Source organism: Massilia sp. Leaf139 (assembly GCF_001424165.1).
Lineage (GTDB): Bacteria > Pseudomonadota > Gammaproteobacteria > Burkholderiales > Burkholderiaceae_D > Telluria.
In genome coordinates this window covers 40,033-56,644 of sequence record NZ_LMOJ01000001.1, presented here as the reverse complement: position 1 = coordinate 56,644, position 16,612 = coordinate 40,033, and the positions used below count along the sequence as shown (strand labels likewise).

The window sequence follows — 16,612 nt, the reverse complement described above, 5'->3', positions numbered from 1 at the left end:
ATGACTACCGATACCGACATTGAACTGTCCGGCCCGTTCAAGGCCGTTGACAGCACCGGCCGTTCCCACGACGTCAAGGCGATCCGCATTTTCGACGAGGGCTACGGGATCATCGACGTGTACGTCGACTTCGCCGCACCCATCGATCCAGGCCTGCACCAGGACAAGGCCCTGATCAAGGCTGTCATCGACCGCCTGCGCGCGCTCGGCTACAAGGGGCCGGACTTCGGCCTCAGCGATCCGGGACTGCAGGAACGCAAGCTGATGGTGCTCGAAGCGCCCGAGGAGTTCGCGCCGTTTGCGAAGAGCCGGGGGTGGAAGAACCTGGCCGAAGAGTTCGACGAATAATCACGCGCGGTTATGCCGTTCGAGAACCTCGAGCGCGAAGGGCTGGTAGGGCAGGAAGCCCAGCAAACTCAGGGGGTTGAAGCGGTACTTTTCCCTGGTACCGCGTTTTCCAGCCTCGGTCGACCGCCAGGTTTCCAGATGCAGGTGCGGATAAGCCGAGTCACCGTTGCCTGAAATGCCGGTCAGGCCGATCAGCGTGCGTCCCTCCAACGGTGAACCTGTCTTGACGTAGACTTCGGAGAGGTGCGCGTACAGTGCCCAGCAGGTCATGTGCGGCAGGTTCACCCTGGTCAGGACGCATTTGCCCCAATCCCACTTTTTGTCGACTTCGATCCATTCCACCTTGCCCGGCCCCATCGCATAGGTCTCGGTACCAGGCTCGGCGTACAGGTCGACGCCGCCATGGAATTGCTTGCCGTTGCTACGCGTGTAGCCGTACAGCCCGCCGGAAAGACGGCGCAGGTAGGGATCGCAGCGCAGCACGCATTTGGTGAGCGGCTTGACGACACTGTCGGCGGCAGGGATCTTGCGGGCTTCCATGGGAACCTCTCGTAAACGAATGTGGACGGGATGGCACTGCGGAAACAGAAAGAAACAAGACCGCCGATCGTGCAGACGGTCTCTAGACTATAGATGAAGGCCGCACCGTCTTCCAGAACAATCGGGGACTTTCGGCGCGCGCTCCCGGCTAGCGGGACTGACCGGGCGTGAGGCCGCCCGCATCGATATACCGTCCGCTCCAGGCCGCGATCATCGCCGCCACCTGCGCCGCATCCTCCCGCCCCGTCACCAGGTGATCGACCCCGTCGAGCGACACGAAGCTCTTCGGATAGCGCGCCAGCTCGAAGATCCGCAAGGCATTCGCCATCTCCACCGTATCGTCGCCTGGTGCATGCATGACCAGCAGCGCCCGATCCAGTTGCGCGATCCGCTCGGCCAGCCGGTGCTGCGTCGCATCCTCGACGAACTGCTGGCGGATATTGAAATCGCGCCCCGCCAGTTTCACGCGCGCCTCGCCCAGTTGGGCGATCGTGTCGAGGTGCTCGGACAGGAGCGCGTTGACGACGTAATGCGGATCGCTCGGCGAGGCGATCGTCACCACGGCCTTCGACTCCGGAATCCGGTGCGCCGCCGCCAGCACGGCCGTGCCGCCCATGCTGTGCCCGACCAGCAGGCGCGGCGCGGCGAATTTGTCGCGCAGAAAAGCCGCGGCCGCCACCAGGTCTTCCACGTTCGACGAAAAATTGGTGTCGCCAAAATCGCCGGCGCTGGCGCCGAGTCCGGCGAAATCGAAGCGCAGCATGCCGATGCCGTGCGCCGCCAGTCCCTGCGAAATCCGGTTTGCCGCCAGCACGTCCTTGCTGCAGGTGAAGCAATGGGCGAAGACGCCATAGGCGCGCGGGATGCCGTCCGGCAGATCTAGCTTGGCGGCCAGTTTGCCGTGCGGCCCTTGAAAGTCGACGCGTTCGGTGAGCATGCGCCCCTCCTGTTTGATGAATGCAGCACTCTGCAACGAATCGCGCTTCCGTGCAAGATCCTGCCTGGCCTTTTCGTTGCTCGAAACTGTCTCAGGAAAAATTACTCTCCGTCCCTCTTGTCCCTGTATTGAACCGATTTTTGTGGCGTGCTTGCCCTATTTTTGCACCGGTTCGAACTATATTGCAGGACAAGGAGCGACGCTCTCCGACCACATCATCACTTACCGATATGGGAGAAACGAATGAAAGTGCGACATTTCATGAAGTTCGGCCTGGCCATTCTGGCGCTTGCAACGACGCTGGCCGGCTGCGGTGGGGACGACGACGACGCTGCCGGCCAGGCCAACATTGCCGAGGTAGCGAAAGCACAAGGCTTCAATGCCTTGCTGGCAGCCGTTACCAAGGCGGGCATCGGCGGCACCCTGACCGACGCCAATGCCCAGTTGACCGTCTTTGCGCCGACCGACCAGGCCTTCGCCGATCTGGCTGGAAGGCTGGGATTCGCCAACGCCACCGCCATGGTCGACGCCCTGCCCGCGCCTGCCCTGCAGAGCATCCTCAGCTATCACGTGCTGGGCACGAAAAAACTGGCGGCCGACCTGGCCGCGGGCGGAGCGACGCAAGCGACCGCCTATACCTATGCGAGCATGCCGGCCATGCTGCGTCTGGACAGCAGCAATGGCGTCAGGATCACGGACGCCGCCTTGACGGTCGCCACGGTCACCACGCCGAATGTCATGGCCAGTAATGGTGTGATCCATGTGGTGGACAAGGTACTGATTCCGCCAGGCGTGCTCAACATCGTGCAGATGGCCCGGGTCAATCCGCTCTTCAGCTCGCTCGTCAGCGCGGTCGCCACGGCCGACCTGCAATCCACCTTGAGCGGCGCCGGCCCGTTCACGGTATTTGCGCCGACCAACCCGGCATTCGCCGCGGCCCCACAAAATCTGACGGTGCCCCAGCTGCGCACGGTGCTCACCTACCACGTCGTGAGCGGCCAGGTGCTGTCGAACCAGATACCCTTCGACACGCCGATCGCAACGGTCGCCGGGCAAGCGATCAGGATCACGGCGGGAACACCGCCCCTCATCACCGACACCACCGCGACCCAGGCCAAGATTGTCGCGGTCGACGTCAGGGCCAGCAATGGCGTCATTCACGTGATCGACAAGGTACTGATTCCTGCGCTGTAAGCCGTCGGACATGTCGCCAATGCAGGTCGATACCTGGTATCGATCTGCATTGGCGCGCCTGCAAGGCATCGCCTTACCCAAACAACCCATGCAGATACCACCGCGGATCCGCATCCTCCCCCGCCCCCACGATGCGCTCCCGGTACACCCAGTACAAGGTGTGATCCTGCCCCTCCGCAATGAAATAATCGCGCGTCTGCGGTTCTGTCCACCAGCCTGCTTCGATCCGTTCCGGCGTCGACGCCATCTTCAAAGGCGAGCCATAGAAGGGCCGGTGGTTGCGCATCAGCAGTGCGATCGGTTTCGCCAGGATCCAGGTCGGCCGCGGCAGGCTTTGCACGTCGGCCGGCATCTGTGCGGAACGCACCGATTCGCGCACCTTTTGCTGCACCGGCACCCAGGCGTTGGCTACCTCGGGCCGGTAGTCGGCTTGCGGCAGCGCCTGTAAAACGTTGTCGGGGCCAAGGCGGGCCACCAGCAGTTCCAGCATGCGCACACGGTCTTCTTCGCTGCCGCCGGGCTCCGGGAACAGCGATTCGCTTGGCGGCGCCATCGGCTGCAGTTGGGCGGCTTCCAGCGCAAGGGCAATCACGGGAGCGTCGAGCACGGTTTTCGCCAGGCGCTCGCGCAGCAAACGCACCAGGTGCTCGTCGCGCCAGGTCGGTTCGCCCAGCGCGATGTCGACCGCCGTGGGCGGGCGCGCCACGCGGCCGCGCTCGTGGTCGAGCAGCAGGGTGATGCGTTCGACGGCGAGCTGGTGCGCGCAAAGCCAGCCGGTCAGTTGCTGCACCAGGCGCTGGGCGCCCTGCAGGCACTCCTCGGCGTTTTCGATGCGGTCGAAGAGTTCGATCTTGGCCTGAAAACTTGTCGGCGCCTCGATCCATTCGAACAGCTCGGGCGCCATGCCGTAGGCGGCGTCCAGCATGTCGAGCAGCGCGCGGCCGCAGCGGCGCTGCAGGCCTGGGCGCGGCAGGCGCCGCATGGCGCCGATGTCGAAGCAGCCGATGCCTTCGAACCAGTTGGCGTAGGCGCGCGCCGGCGGCGGCAGCGTGCTCGGCAGGCGGTCGAGGCGGCGCGTGAGCGATTCGATGGTGAGCACGCGTCCGGCGCGGCGGCGTGCCAGCAGCCAGGCGCCGCGCGCGGTCGGCGCGCAGCTGAGCTGGCCTGAAAAGCCGAGCGCGCGCAGGCTGGCGCGCACGCGCCGGCACAGGGCACGGATGCCGCCGAACAGGCGCAGGCTGGCGCCGATGTCGATCAGGATCGTCGATTCCTCGGCCTGCGCCACCTGCGGCGTGTACTGCAGCAGCGCCATCGCCACCGCGTGCAGGGCCTCGGCTTCGCGCTCGGGCGAACGCTCGACGATGCGCGCCTCGGGCATGAGCATCAGCACGCCGCCGCGGCGCATGCCGGGCTGGACGCCGGCGGCGCGCGCCAGGGGCGAGGCCGCCAGCACCCGCTCCTGCTCAAGGACGACGAGCCCGGCGTCAGTTGACCAGTTCGGGGCGAAGACCTCGAGCGGTAAGCGGGGCAGATACAGGCCGATCCACAGTCGCATGGCGTTGGAGCAGAGAAGGAGTGAGTGGCAGGAACAGCGGCGCGTCGCGCTGCGGCCCCCGGCGTTTGATGAAACCGATGTCGAGTCCGCCCGCGGCGGGCCGCAGCGACAAGCGCAGCGGCGCCGGCGAGGAATCCTGGGCGCTGGCCAGCGGGCGCATCATGAAGAACAGGGTTTCGCCGCATTGGGCCGCCAGGTGCAGGCGGCGCAGGCTTTCGCCGCGCGCATGGTTGGCCCAGAACAAGAGCGCCCCGCAACTGCCGCTGCGCAGCACCTGCTCGGCGGCCCACAGCGCGTCGGCCCCGCGCGTGCTGCGCAGCCAGATCAGTTGCGAGGGCGGCACGCCGAGCGCGGCCAGGGCCAGTGCCTGCGGCGGATGGGGCGGCTGCAGCAGCACGATGCGGCGCGAGGCCGCCGCTGCCAGCGCCGGGCGCAGCAGGCGCATCTCGCCGATGCCGGGCTGCTGCAGCAGCAGGTCGATCAGGGTGCCGGTGGGCCAGCCGCCGCCCGGCAACTGCTTCGACAAGGCCGGATGGCCGGTATCGACACAGCGCGTATTCGCATGCGCCAGCTGCGAGGCACGCCACAAGGAAGGGTGCAAATCTTCCGGCGCGGCAGTGTATTGTGAACAAGACATGATTGAGGGTAACGCAAAAGTACTGGATGGATATACAGTACTAGCTCATTCATGTTTTGGCAAGATGTGTATAGCTTGAAAACGTAGGATTTAACCTTGTGCTTGTTATCGGACACATCCGACTTCTTCCCTATCTGTCCTTGCGCTTCCCTGCTGCGAACTCCTCGATCTTCCTGGTCGGCCCTGAAACGATGAGCAGATCCGCGGGACGGATGCGGGTCTCGGGCAATGCATGCTGGAAATCCTGGTTGGCACGCTTGACGCCGACGATCGTCACGCCGAAACGCGAACGCACATGGGCTTCGGCCAGGGTTTTGTCATGGGTCTCGGCCGGCGCATGGATCTTTGCGATCGCGAATCCATCTTCGAATTCGATGAAATCGATCATCCGTCCCGTGATCAGGTGGGCCACGCGTTCGCCCATGTGCGCTTCGGGGTAGATGATGTGGTGGGCGCCAATGCGCTGGGCGATTTGTCCATGCTCGGGCGACATGGCCTTGACCCAGATATCCTTGATTCCCAGCTCGGTCAGCACCATCAGCGTCATCAGGCTGGCAGCCAGATCCGACCCGATGGCGACAATCGCATGCGAGAAGTCGGCAACGCCGAGCTGCAGCATCACGTTCTCGTTGGTCGAATCGGCTTGCACCGCATGGGTCAGGCGATCGCCCCATACCTGTACGAGGTCTTCCTTGCGGTCGATCCCCATGACGTCGTGACCAAGGCGCACCAGCGACTGGGCGACAGCGCCGCCGAAGCGCCCCAGGCCGATCACGACCACGCTGTCGCTGCTCGAAAACGCGAACTGCTCTGTGAAAATTCTACCCAACAATTGGATGCTCCTCCGGAAAACGGTAAGGCATGCGCCGCTCGCCCATGACCAGCGAGGTGGCCAGCGTAATGGTTCCTACCCTGCCAAAAAACATTAACAGCAACAGCACCAGCTGGCCGGCCACCGGCAATTGGGCGGTGATGCCAGTCGACAGGCCGGCGGTACTGAAGGCGGCGATGACCTCGAAGATGATCCGATCGGTCGGAAAATCGGTCATGCGCAGCAAGGCCAGGGTACCGAGCACCACCAGCACGCTGGCAATGACGAGCACCGTGATTGCCTGCCGCTGCGCTGATGCCCCCACGCGCCGTCCGAACGCTTCGGTGTCGCTGTGCCCTTTTGCTTCGGCCAGCACGAGCAGGAACAGGACGGCGACCGTCGCCACCTTGACGCCGCCGGCGGTGCTGGCGCTGCCGCCGCCGATGAACATGAGCAGGTAATGCAAGGCCCAGGTTTCCTGCGTCAAGGCGGCAATGTCGATCGTGTTGAAGCCCGAAGTACGGGCCGCGGCCGATATGAAGAAACTGTTGAGCAGTTTCTCGCCCACGCCCATGGGGCCCAGCGTCCCTGCGTTGTCCCATTCGAACAGCAGCACCGCACAGAAACCGCCCAGCAGCAAAACCAGCGTGCCCACCAGCGTGAGCTTGGTGTGCAGCGACCAGTGGCGCGGATCGTTCAGCCGCTGGCGCAAGTCATGCAATACCGGGAAGCCAATACCGCCGAGAATGAAGCCCATCAGGATGGGAAGCAGAATGAATGCATCTCCGGCGTAGCGCATCAGGCTGTCGGCATGGATCGAAAACCCGGCGTTGTTGAATGCGGAAACCGCATGGAACAGTCCCGACCATGCCGCTTCACGCCAGTCGAGGCCATGCCCGAGGCGCAACCTCAACATGAGTGCCAGCGCGATGATGCACTGGCACAGCAAGGTCATTGCCAACACCACTTTCGCCACGCTGCGTACATCGCCCAGCGCGAGCGAACGCGTTTCGGTCTGCGTCAGCAGGCGCGTACGCAGGCCCGGCGAGCGGTTCACCATCAATCCGAGCAGGGTCGCCGCCGTCATCATGCCGAAGCCGCCCAGTTGAAACAGCCCCATGATGGTCGCCTGGCCGAAGGTCGACCAGTAGGTACCCGTATCGACCGTCACCATGCCGGTGACGCACACCGCCGACACCGAGGTGAAGAAGGCCACCATCAGGGGCGCATTGCTCCCGCCCGCACGCGCCATCGGCAGCATCAGGAGCAGCGTGCCGATCATGATCACCGCCAGGAAGGCCAGGGTCACCGCCCTGGCGGGATGGAGAATCGCATTCATGTCAGCGGCCGCGCAGCGGGGTATCGTCGAAGTCCATCGTATCGGTATCCGGATCCGAGGCCAGCGGTGTACCGAGGAATTTGAGCCAGGTAAAACCGATGATTCCCGCAACCAGCGATCCCAGGAGAATCGCCATCTTCGATGCATTGATCACCTCCGCCTGGCCTGTGTAGGCCAGGTTGGTGATGAAGATGGACATGGTAAACCCGATGCCGCCAAGCAGGCCGGCGCCAAGCACATGGCGCCAAGCAAGGTCGAGCGGCAGGCGGCAGATACCGAGCAGGACGGCGCCAAAGCTGAACAGGAAGATGCCGACCGGCTTGCCTACGACCAGCCCCAGCAGGATACCGAGGCTGTTCGCCGACATCAACTCTCCGGCCCAGCCCGTGCCGATCACGATTCCCGTATTGGCCAGGGCAAACACCGGCAGGATCAGGAAGGCGACCGGCTTGTGCAGCATGTGTTCGAGCCGGTGCGAGGGCGACGTGGCATCGTCCTCGATGCTCGAATACGGGATCGTGAAGGCCAGCAGCACGCCGGCGATCGTGGCGTGCACGCCCGACTTGAGCATCAGGAACCACATCAGCGCGCCGCCCAGCAGATAAGGCCACAGCGCCATCACGCGCAGTATGCGGTTCATGGCCAGCAGCGCCGCAAAGACCGCAAGGGCGCCCATGAGATACAGGAACGACAATTCGGCCGTATAGAACACGGCGATGACAACGATCGCACCGAGGTCGTCCATCACGGCCAGCGCCGTCAGGAAAATCTTCAGCGATGCCGGCACCCTGCTTCCGAGCAAGGCCAGCACACCGAGCGCAAACGCGATGTCGGTCGCCATCGGAATACCAATGCCGGCCTGGGTCGGCGTTCCCCCATTGAGCAGGAAGTGGATCAGCGCGGGCACGGCAATACCGCCGGCAGCGGCCAGGATCGGCAGCATGGCGTTTCTCACGTCCGACAGTTCGCCGTTCTGCAGTTCGCGCTCGAGCTCCAGCCCGATCAGCAGGAAGAAGATGGCCATCAGCGCGTCGTTGACCCAATGCTCGATGGACAGGCCGGCCACGTACTGGCGCCAGAAACCGAGATAACCCTCCCCCAGGGGCGAATTGGCGACCAGCAGCGAGATGAGCGTGCAGACGATGAGCACGATGCCGCCCGCCTTGCCCGACTCGGTGAATTGCTTGAATGATTGTGAAAGTCGCTTTTCGATGCGCAATTTTTTACTCCGTGGCCGACCTGTATGGCGGATCGGATTGGATTTGTGGAAAGCCCATACGCGGCGCGAAGGCTTTTGTCTGCTAGGGAAGAAATACGTGTCGTGGACACGCTTGCCGCCTCTCAGGAGGAATCGATTGCCAGCGCCGATCCGGCATGCGCGGCGATGTCGCCACGACGGGTATGAAAATGAGAGGGCGGGAAGATTGCCGGTAGCGGCAAAACGGCAGGGAATCGGATGATCATGGCGATGGACGTAACGGTAACCGCGTGGCGGCCCGACCATCGCGCATCCTGTCGCACCTGTACGATGCGATCACCCTGGCAAAATTATACCTCGCTCGGCAGAACGCCAACGATTCACTTGTCCGTCGAGAAACCACAGGATCGCGTCCGGCCCGCATCAAAAGGTGAAATAATGGCGCTTCATTCATTATTTGCCTGACAATGCCCGCTTCCCTCTTCCGCACCGGATCGCGCCCATGACCACAATACAATTGGTCGGCGCCGCCCTCTTCGCCTGCGCCCTCCTCCACACCTTCGCCGCCAAGGGTTTCGAGATCCTGGCCGACCGCCACCCGCGCCATGAAGGCCTGTTCCACCTGCTCGGCGAAGTCGAGGTCGTGTTCGGTTTCTGGGCCTTCGTCCTGATCGTGACGATGGCCTTCGTCGCCGGGCCGGGCGCGGCCGTCGACTATGCCGAATCGCGCCAGTTCACCGAGCCGCTGTTCGTGTTCGTGGTGATGGTGATCGCGGCCTCGCGCCCGATCCTGGACGCCGTGCGCGTCCTGCTGGGCACGGTGGCCAGGCTGGTGCCCGTGCGCACCGAAGTCGCACTGGCCTGGCTGGGGCTGGCCCTGGTGCCCTTGTCCGGCTCGCTGATCACGGAGCCGGCGGCGATGACCCTGGCCGCGCTGATGCTCGCGCCTCAGGTGTTCCGCCCCGGCATTCCGGAAGCGCTGAAATACGGCGCGCTCGGCGTGCTGTTCGTGAACGTCTCGATCGGCGGCACCCTCACCTCCTATGCCGCGCCGCCGGTGCTGATGGTGGCGTCCACCTGGGGCTGGGACAGCGCCTACATGCTGACTCACTTCGGCTGGCGCGCCGCCCTGGCTGTGCTGATCAACGCCAGCGTCGTCACCCTGCTGCTGCGCAAGCACCTGGCGCCGGCCGCCGCCGAGGAACGCACGCCGGTGCCCCTGAAAGTGTCGGTCATCCACCTCGCCTTCCTGGCGGCCGTCGTGCTGCTGGCGCACCACCCGGTGCTCTTCCTCGGCCTGTTCCTGCTCTTCCTCGGCTTTACCCAGGCTTACGGACGCCACCAGGATCCCCTGATCCTGAAAGAAGGTTTATTGGTCGGCTTCTTCCTGGCCGGCCTCGTGGTGCTGGGCGGGATGCAGCAATGGTGGCTGCAGCCGATCATTTCCAGCCTCAGCCCCACCGCCCTGTTCTTCGGTGCGCTGGGCCTGACCGCGATCACCGACAATGCGGCACTGACCTATCTCGGTTCGCTGATCACGGGCTTGTCCGAGCACGCCAAGTACATGCTGGTGGCGGGCGCGGTCGCCGGCGGCGGCCTGACCGTGATTGCCAACGCCCCGAATCCCGCCGGCGCCGCCCTGCTGCGCAATGGCTTCAACGACGAATCGATCGGCGCCCTGGGCCTGCTGGGCGGCGCCCTGGGCCCGACCATCGTCGCCGCAATCCTGTTTCTGATCTAGAGGAGTGAGCATGGACGACACCGTATTGGTCGGCAAGACCGGCATCATCGAACGCTGCTGCCGCCGCGCCCGCGAAGAATACGAGAAGGATCCGACGACTTTCGTGGGCGACCTCACGCGCCAGGACGCGGCGACCCTGAACGTGATCCGCGCCTGGGAAGCGGCGGTCGAGATGGGCGATTACGTGATCGCCATGGCCGACCTGGGCGAGCCCTTCAACGAGCGCGAGGTCATCAGCATCCTGGCCGACAACGGCTGGATCGACGCCACCCTGGCCGAAGACCTGAAACGCACCGGCGAATTCTGCCGCGCCGAATGGGATCACCAGGCCGCGCCGCTGCCGGCCCTGGTCACCATCATCAAGCGCGGGCTCGATGATTTCGGCGCCTACAGCCAGGCGCTGCTGGCCGGGGCGGCGACGCTGCCGCCGTCGCCACAGGCGGACTGACACCCGATGGCTGGGTTTATCGCCACACCGAAGACGAGGTGCGCGCGCTCGCCGCCGCCGCGCGCTACGATCCCAATCCCATGCCGGAGCACGATCACGACGGCGAGAGCCTGGAATACGTCTTTCATTTCCTGAAGTCGCACGCGGTCATGTTGCAGTCCGCAGTCGAGCGCGAGCTGGGCGTCGCCTACGCGGAAATGAATACCTGAATACCATCGATCCATAGGAAACGCGTCATGTCGGACATCTTTCTGCTCATGACCGGGCTGCTGTCCGGCATCGCGCTCGTGCTCTACTTCTTTCCCTACCGCCAGTTGCTCAATTTCGTGGATTACGGCTCCCCGCAAGCCACGCCGCGCATCAACCGCTACGCCGCGCGGCGCCTGCTGCTGCCCGTCGCCATACACGCGCTCTGCGTCCCGATCGCCGCGCTGCGTCCGGAACTGGGCGTGCCGCTGCTGTTCCTGACCCCGCTCTCGATCCTGGCCGCCGTGGTCTGGATCGCGGCCGGCGTCCATCGTCTGAACACGTTTCCCGCAACTTGACCCGAGGAGATCCGGCATGGACGAAGTGACTGGCGGCTGCCTGTGCGGCAAGGTGCGCTTCCAGGCGACGGGACGTCCCTACCGGGTCGGCATCTGCCACTGCCTCGACTGCCGCAAGCACCATGGCGCGCTGTTCTACGCGGCCGCGATTTTTCCACAGCAGGCGGTGACGGTCAGCGGCGCCACCCGCGCTTATGCCGGACGCCACTTCTGTCCGGAGTGTGGCTCCTCCGTATTCGCGCGCAGCGGCGACGAGATCGAACTCCACCTCGGCGCCCTGGATGCTCCGAACCGGTTCACGCCCACCTACGAAAACTGGACGGCGCGGCGCGAATCCTGGCTGCCGCCGTTCCCACTGGCGCACAGCTATATCCACAACCGTGAGGCACCCGACCGTTCCGAATGAGCGCCTAGCCGAAGGGCCGGATATCTGGCGCGTGCTCGGCCGACACGCCTTGCGCCAATGCGGCGGCTTCCTGCGCCGCCAGTGCGCGTCGAAAACCGTCGCGCTGGCGCAGGCGTTCCCAATACGCCGCCACCGCCGGCGTGAAGCGCGCGCTCAAACCCAGGTGCTCGGCCAGCAGCAGCGCGTAGCCGACCGAGACGTCGGCCGCCGTGAAGCGGTTCGCGGCGAGAAAATCGTGCTGCTCCAGGCGTGGTTCGAGCGTGCGCAAGCGCGCCAGGAACCACTTCGCATAATCCTCGGCCACCTGCGGCGCGCGCCGCTCCGGCGCTTCGAAATGCGTATAGCGCAGCACCAGCGTCTGCGGGAAGGTCAGCGTCGCTTCGCCGAAGTGCAGGAAGTTCAGGTAGGCGGCGTAGTCCTGCTCGCCGGGCCGGATCTCCATGCCCGAACCGGTGGCGAGGTACTGGCAGATCGCCGCCGATTCCGTCATGCGTAGCTCGCCGTCGGCCAGTGCCGGCACCGTGCCCAGGGGATTGATGGCCAGGTAGGCCTTGTCGAAGGCGCGCGGCGGGAAGGGCAGCATCTTCAGTTCGTAGGGCAGGCCCAGTTCTTCCAGCATCCACAAGGGGCGGAAGGAGCGCGCGCTCATGCAATGGTAGAGGGTGATCGTCAAGACAGCGTCCTTACAAAGCCGGGCGCGCACGAAACGGCGCGCAGGGGTGGCGGGATTTCAGTATAAATAGCACCTGATCATAACAAGCGGATGGAGACCACATGCACGCAAGCCCGAGCTATGTACATGGCGCACATGAGCTGCCCCTGATCGGCGAGACGATCGGCCCGTTTTTGGCGCGCATCGCCGCCACGCACGGCGACAACGAAGCGCTGGTCGTGCCGCACCAGAACGTGCGCTGGAACTACCGCGAATTCGATACGCGCGTGAGCCGCCTGGCGGCCGGCCTGCTGGCGCTGGGACTGCGTCCGGGCGACCGCGTCGGCATCTGGTCGCAGAACTGCGCGGAGTGGGTGCTGGTGCAGTTCGCTACCGCGCGCGCCGGCCTGATCATGGTGAACATCAATCCGGCCTACCGCCGCTCCGAGCTCGAATACGTGCTCGAGAAAGTGGGCTGCGCCGCCCTGATCCTGGCGCCCGCCTTCAAATCGAGCGACTACCTCGCCATCGTCAATGACGTGGTGCCGGAACTGCGGTCGAGCGCCCCCGGCCGGCTGCAGTCGGCGCGCCTGCCGCAGCTGCGCCACGTGATCCGGCTCGGCGCGGACACGAGCCCGGGCATGCACAATTTCGATGTGCTGCCGGTGCCGGAAGGCGACCCGCGCCTGACGCAGCTGGCCGAGCTCGAAGCGTCCCTGCAGTTCGACGATCCGGTGAACATCCAGTTCACCTCGGGCACCACGGGCGCCCCGAAAGGCGCGACGCTCACCCACCACAACATCCTGAACAACGGCTTCTTCGTGGGCGAAGCGATGAAGCTGTCCAGCCATGACCGGCTCTGCATCCCGGTGCCGCTGTATCACTGCTTCGGCATGGTGCTGGGGAACCTCGCCTGCGTCACCCACGGCGCCACGATGGTCTTCCCGGGCGAGAGTTTCGAACCGAAGTCGGTGCTGGAAACCGTGCAGGCCGAACGCTGCACCGGCCTGCACGGCGTGCCGACCATGTTCATCACCCTGCTCGACCATCCCGACTTCGCGCAGTACGATCTGTCGACGCTACGCACCGGCATCATGGCCGGCTCGCCCTGCCCGGCCGAAGTCATGGGCCGCGTGATCGAGAAAATGCACCTGGGCGAAATCACGATCGCCTACGGCATGACGGAGACTTCCCCGGTCAGCTTCCAGAGTTCGGTCGACGACCCCGTGCACCTGCGCGTCTCGACCATCGGCCGCGTCCATCCGCATCTCGAAGTGAAAATCGTCGACGCCGACGGCAGGATCGTGCCGCGCGGCGTGAAGGGCGAACTGCTCACGCGCGGCTATTCGGTGATGCTCGGCTACTGGGGCGACGAGGAAAAGACGCGCGAGACCATCGACGCGGCGCGCTGGATGCATACCGGCGACCTGGCCGTGATCGACGACGCCGGTTTCGCCACCATCGTCGGCCGCGCCAAGGACATGGTGATCCGCGGCGGCGAAAACATCTATCCGCGCGAGATCGAGGAATTTTTGTACCGCCACCCGAAGATCCTCGACGTCCAGTGCGTCGGCGTGCCCGATGCGAAATACGGCGAAGAGCTGTGCGCCTGCATCGTCCTGCGTCCGGGCATGGAAGCGAGCGAGGACGAGATCCGCGAGTTTTGCAAAGGGCAGATCGCGCACTACAAGATCCCGCGCCATGTCCGCTTCGTGACCAGCTTCCCGATGACGGTGACGGGGAAGATCCAGAAATACCTGCTGCGCCAGCAGGTGACGACGGAGCTCGGTTTGGGCCTGACGCCTTAGAGCGTTAGGCGCTCTTAGTGGCCGAAGTGGCCGTATAAACCCAGACAGAGCTCGACGAAAATCAGCAGGAAGATCGCCGTCTCCAGCCTGTGCGAGCTGTGGTAGCGCATGGTTTCGACCAGGGTTTCCGAGGTATGCGACAAGGTCGTGAGCTTGCGGTCGAGGGCGGACGCGCGGTCGTGCAGTTCGTAGTCGCCTTCCAGCCTGGCGTACAGGCCAGACAGGCCCGGGTTATCCCACAGCAGATCCGGGCGATCGAGCACGCCGGCGCGGCCATTGAGGCGGTTTTCGGCCAGCAGCATGTTGCCGACCGCCTTCAGGAGTTCGGACGGTTTCGCCGAGAAGCGTCCGTCCTCGGCCAGGTCGCGCGCCAGCGGTTCGCTGCGGTCGAAGTCGCGCGCGGCGCGCCGCTCCTGGAAGGACAGCATGGTGGCCTTCGCCATCACCTCGGCGATGAGCTGCAGGCGCAGGCGATCGGCATTCTTGATCTTGATGTACTGGCCCGCGGGGCCTTCCTCGTCGTCCGGGCCGACGTGGATCATGGCCGTTTCCTCGGCGCCGATGTCGCCCTCGCCGGAAGAATGCGCCGCGATCGTCTGCAGCAGGCGCGCCTTTTCGCTGCTCGAGGCGTTGAACAGCACCACCGCGCCGTAGCGGAACAAGGCCGCGATACCGCCCTCGCCCAGCTTCACCATGTAGGGCGATTTGGCGATGATCTCGAAGCCGGACAAGGTGCGCAAGTCCATGCGCTCGGCCACCATGATGGCGCTCGCGCTGAACTGGAGCTGGGGAATGACGGGCCGCTGGTAGGGCAGCTTCTCGGTTTTCAGGTGCAGGCCCGCGCGCTTGCGCGGGCGCGGATTCCAGCGGATCTGCTTTCGGTCGATGTGGCTGTCCATGAGTGCTCGTGTGCTTCGCGCAAGGTGGTCGGGATCGCTGCCGAGTCAGCGGCGCTGGCCTCATCATAGCGGATGCGCCGATATCCCCGGCACGAAAGCAAGCAGGCGCAAGCCCGGTCACAGCCCGTGTAAGATCGCGTATCTCTTCAATCATCCACGCCGCCATGACCGCCAATTCGTCCGCCGCCCTGCGCCACGTCGTCCTCTTCTCCTTCAAGAACGAGGCCAGCGCCGAACAGATCGATACCGTCGTCGCCGATTTCGGCGCCCTCGCCCAGGCCGTTCCCGGCATCGTGTCCTATGAATGGGGCACCAACGTCAGCCCGGAAGGCCTGAACGACGGCTTCACCCACTGCTTCACGCTGACCTTCGGCAGCAACGAAGACCGCGACGTCTACCTCGTGCATCCGGCCCATACTGCTTTCGTTTCCACCCTGGGCGCCTGCCTGGCGCGTTCGCTGGTGGTCGACTACTGGGCGAAATGATCGCTCATGCCGCGCCGGCCTGGCCGGCGCGGAACTGGCGGCGGTAATGCGAAGGCGAGGTATGCAGGCTCGCCTTGAAATGCTGGCGCAATGACAGCGCCGTGCCGAAACCGGCTTCGCCCGCCACCACTTCGATCGGCACATTGGTGCATTCGAGCATGCGCTGGGCCTGGGCCAGCCGCTGGCTCAGCAGCCACTGCTTGAACGAGGTGCCGGTCGCCTGGCGGAAATGGCGCGTGAAATGCCGCCGGCTCATGGCCGCGCGTTCGGCCAGGGCGTCGATGCCGTGCGGCTGTGCGAGGTTGTGCAGCACCCAGTCCAGCACTTCCGCGAAGCGCCCTTCGCTCGCCTTCGAGGGCAGCGGATGCTCGATGAACTGGGCCTGGCCGCCCTGCCGGTGCGGCGCGATGAGCAGGCGCCGCGCCACTCGGTTGGCCACTTCCGCACCGCGCAGTTCGCGCAGCAGGTGCAGGCAGCAATCGAGCCCCGCAGCCACGCCGCCCGAGGTCAGGACATTACCCTCGTCCACATACAGCACTTCCCGGTTCACCTTCACCTTCGGATAGCGCCGCGCCAGGGCGGCGGCCAGTTCCCAGTGCGTGGTCGCGGTCTTGCCGTCGAGGAGACCGGCCTGCGCCACCGGAAAGGCGCCCAGGCACAAGCCCACCACGCGCGCGCCGCGGGCATGGGCGCGGCGCAGGCGCTCGATCAATTCGTCCGGCGCGCGCCGGCAGTCTTCGTGCCAGGCGGGCATGACGACGATGTCGGCCTCGTCGATGGCCGACAGGTCGCGCTCGACGGCGATGACGAAACCGGCGGCCGTGCGTAGCGGCCGGCCTTCGGCGGCGCAGACCAGTACCTCGAAGCCCGGCTCGGCGCCGGCATCGGTACCGAACACCAGGCAAGGAACCGACAGGTGAAAAGGCGTCATGCCCTCGAAGGCGACGACGGCGATGCGTTGCGGGCGGGAAGAAGAAGCGATGGTCATGGCCCGATTATATCGAACATCGACCTTCGGGCCACTGTTGCCGCCGGGCCAGGAGGCCGACAATGGCTTCACCTTCACAAC

Annotated in this window: 19 protein-coding genes; 9 read left to right on the top strand and 10 right to left on the bottom strand. The window is 64.9% G+C overall.

Translation table 11 applies throughout. From position 1 onward, the window contains the following. Complete coding sequence (locus ASF77_RS00270) at window positions 1-348, top strand: hypothetical protein (protein ID WP_056332653.1); 348 nt, start codon at window positions 1-3, stop codon at window positions 346-348. Here the strand turns inward: ASF77_RS00270 and ASF77_RS00265 are convergent, their stop codons facing one another. Then, window positions 349-888, bottom strand: a complete 540-nt coding sequence (locus tag ASF77_RS00265; protein WP_056332650.1) for a M23 family metallopeptidase — start codon at window positions 886-888, stop codon at window positions 349-351. A 148-nt stretch (window positions 889-1,036) separates the two neighbouring features. After that, window positions 1,037-1,825 (bottom strand): S9 family peptidase, encoded by a 789-nt coding sequence (locus ASF77_RS00260; protein ID WP_056332647.1) that lies wholly within the window; start codon window positions 1,823-1,825, stop codon window positions 1,037-1,039. Between the two features lie 243 nt (window positions 1,826-2,068). Between ASF77_RS00260 and ASF77_RS00255 the strand changes: the two genes are divergently transcribed. Further along, window positions 2,069-3,019 (top strand): fasciclin domain-containing protein, encoded by a 951-nt coding sequence (locus ASF77_RS00255; protein ID WP_056332644.1) that lies wholly within the window; start codon window positions 2,069-2,071, stop codon window positions 3,017-3,019. Between the two features lie 73 nt (window positions 3,020-3,092). On the opposite strand, the gene ASF77_RS00250 is transcribed toward ASF77_RS00255, so the two are convergent. From ASF77_RS00250 to nhaA, 5 genes are all read right to left on the bottom strand, one after another. Continuing rightward, window positions 3,093-4,574, bottom strand: coding sequence for a DNA polymerase Y family protein (locus tag ASF77_RS00250; RefSeq protein ID WP_082493482.1), 1,482 nt, complete (start codon window positions 4,572-4,574; stop codon window positions 3,093-3,095). Then, window positions 4,504-5,211 (bottom strand): translesion DNA synthesis-associated protein ImuA, encoded by a 708-nt coding sequence (imuA, locus tag ASF77_RS00245; RefSeq protein ID WP_056332639.1) that lies wholly within the window; start codon window positions 5,209-5,211, stop codon window positions 4,504-4,506. The genes ASF77_RS00250 and imuA overlap by 71 nt, the downstream gene beginning before the upstream one ends. Before the next feature lie 130 nt (window positions 5,212-5,341). Beyond that, complete coding sequence (locus tag ASF77_RS00240) at window positions 5,342-6,040, bottom strand: TrkA family potassium uptake protein (protein WP_056332635.1); 699 nt, start codon at window positions 6,038-6,040, stop codon at window positions 5,342-5,344. After that, window positions 6,033-7,331: a TrkH family potassium uptake protein gene (locus ASF77_RS00235; protein WP_229445159.1), complete on the bottom strand. Its 1,299-nt coding sequence runs from the start codon at window positions 7,329-7,331 to the stop codon at window positions 6,033-6,035. The genes ASF77_RS00240 and ASF77_RS00235 overlap by 8 nt, the downstream gene beginning before the upstream one ends. A gap of 31 nt (window positions 7,332-7,362) precedes the next feature. Next, the gene (gene nhaA / locus ASF77_RS00230; RefSeq protein ID WP_056332631.1) at window positions 7,363-8,580 is read right to left on the bottom strand and encodes a Na+/H+ antiporter NhaA; all 1,218 of its coding nucleotides are present in this window, start codon (window positions 8,578-8,580) and stop codon (window positions 7,363-7,365) included. Window positions 8,581-9,061: 481 nt separating this feature from the next. On the opposite strand from nhaA, the gene ASF77_RS00225 reads away from it, so the two are divergent. The 5 genes from ASF77_RS00225 to ASF77_RS00210 are packed head-to-tail and all read left to right on the top strand — an operon-like array spanning window position 9,062 to window position 11,699. Beyond that, the gene (locus ASF77_RS00225; protein WP_056332628.1) at window positions 9,062-10,300 is read left to right on the top strand and encodes a putative Na+/H+ antiporter; all 1,239 of its coding nucleotides are present in this window, start codon (window positions 9,062-9,064) and stop codon (window positions 10,298-10,300) included. A gap of 10 nt (window positions 10,301-10,310) precedes the next feature. Continuing rightward, window positions 10,311-10,748 (top strand): DUF86 domain-containing protein, encoded by a 438-nt coding sequence (locus ASF77_RS00220; RefSeq protein ID WP_056332624.1) that lies wholly within the window; start codon window positions 10,311-10,313, stop codon window positions 10,746-10,748. A gap of 38 nt (window positions 10,749-10,786) precedes the next feature. Continuing rightward, window positions 10,787-10,957, top strand: a complete 171-nt coding sequence (locus ASF77_RS23920) for a hypothetical protein (protein ID WP_156648687.1) — start codon at window positions 10,787-10,789, stop codon at window positions 10,955-10,957. A 27-nt stretch (window positions 10,958-10,984) separates the two neighbouring features. After that, entirely contained in the window at window positions 10,985-11,293 is a 309-nt protein-coding gene (locus ASF77_RS00215) for a hypothetical protein (protein ID WP_056332621.1), read from the top strand. A 16-nt stretch (window positions 11,294-11,309) separates the two neighbouring features. Continuing rightward, window positions 11,310-11,699 carry a GFA family protein gene (locus ASF77_RS00210; RefSeq protein ID WP_056332618.1) on the top strand — a complete coding sequence of 130 codons (390 nt, stop codon included), beginning with the start codon at window positions 11,310-11,312 and terminating at the stop codon, window positions 11,697-11,699. A 4-nt stretch (window positions 11,700-11,703) separates the two neighbouring features. Here ASF77_RS00210 and ASF77_RS00205 read toward each other — a convergent pair whose 3' ends face one another. Beyond that, entirely contained in the window at window positions 11,704-12,366 is a 663-nt protein-coding gene (locus ASF77_RS00205; RefSeq protein WP_200934131.1) for a glutathione S-transferase family protein, read from the bottom strand. Between the two features lie 107 nt (window positions 12,367-12,473). On the opposite strand from ASF77_RS00205, the gene ASF77_RS00200 reads away from it, so the two are divergent. After that, window positions 12,474-14,159: an AMP-binding protein gene (locus tag ASF77_RS00200; protein WP_056332612.1), complete on the top strand. Its 1,686-nt coding sequence runs from the start codon at window positions 12,474-12,476 to the stop codon at window positions 14,157-14,159. A gap of 14 nt (window positions 14,160-14,173) precedes the next feature. Here the strand turns inward: ASF77_RS00200 and ASF77_RS00195 are convergent, their stop codons facing one another. Further along, window positions 14,174-15,058 carry an RMD1 family protein gene (locus ASF77_RS00195; protein WP_056332609.1) on the bottom strand — a complete coding sequence of 295 codons (885 nt, stop codon included), beginning with the start codon at window positions 15,056-15,058 and terminating at the stop codon, window positions 14,174-14,176. Between the two features lie 164 nt (window positions 15,059-15,222). Here ASF77_RS00195 and ASF77_RS00190 point away from each other — a divergent pair, with 164 nt between their 5' ends. Then, the gene (locus tag ASF77_RS00190; protein ID WP_082493480.1) at window positions 15,223-15,543 is read left to right on the top strand and encodes a Dabb family protein; all 321 of its coding nucleotides are present in this window, start codon (window positions 15,223-15,225) and stop codon (window positions 15,541-15,543) included. A 4-nt stretch (window positions 15,544-15,547) separates the two neighbouring features. Here ASF77_RS00190 and ASF77_RS00185 read toward each other — a convergent pair whose 3' ends face one another. After that, entirely contained in the window at window positions 15,548-16,531 is a 984-nt protein-coding gene (locus ASF77_RS00185; RefSeq protein ID WP_056332606.1) for a GlxA family transcriptional regulator, read from the bottom strand. Window positions 16,532-16,612: the final 81 nt, after the last annotated feature.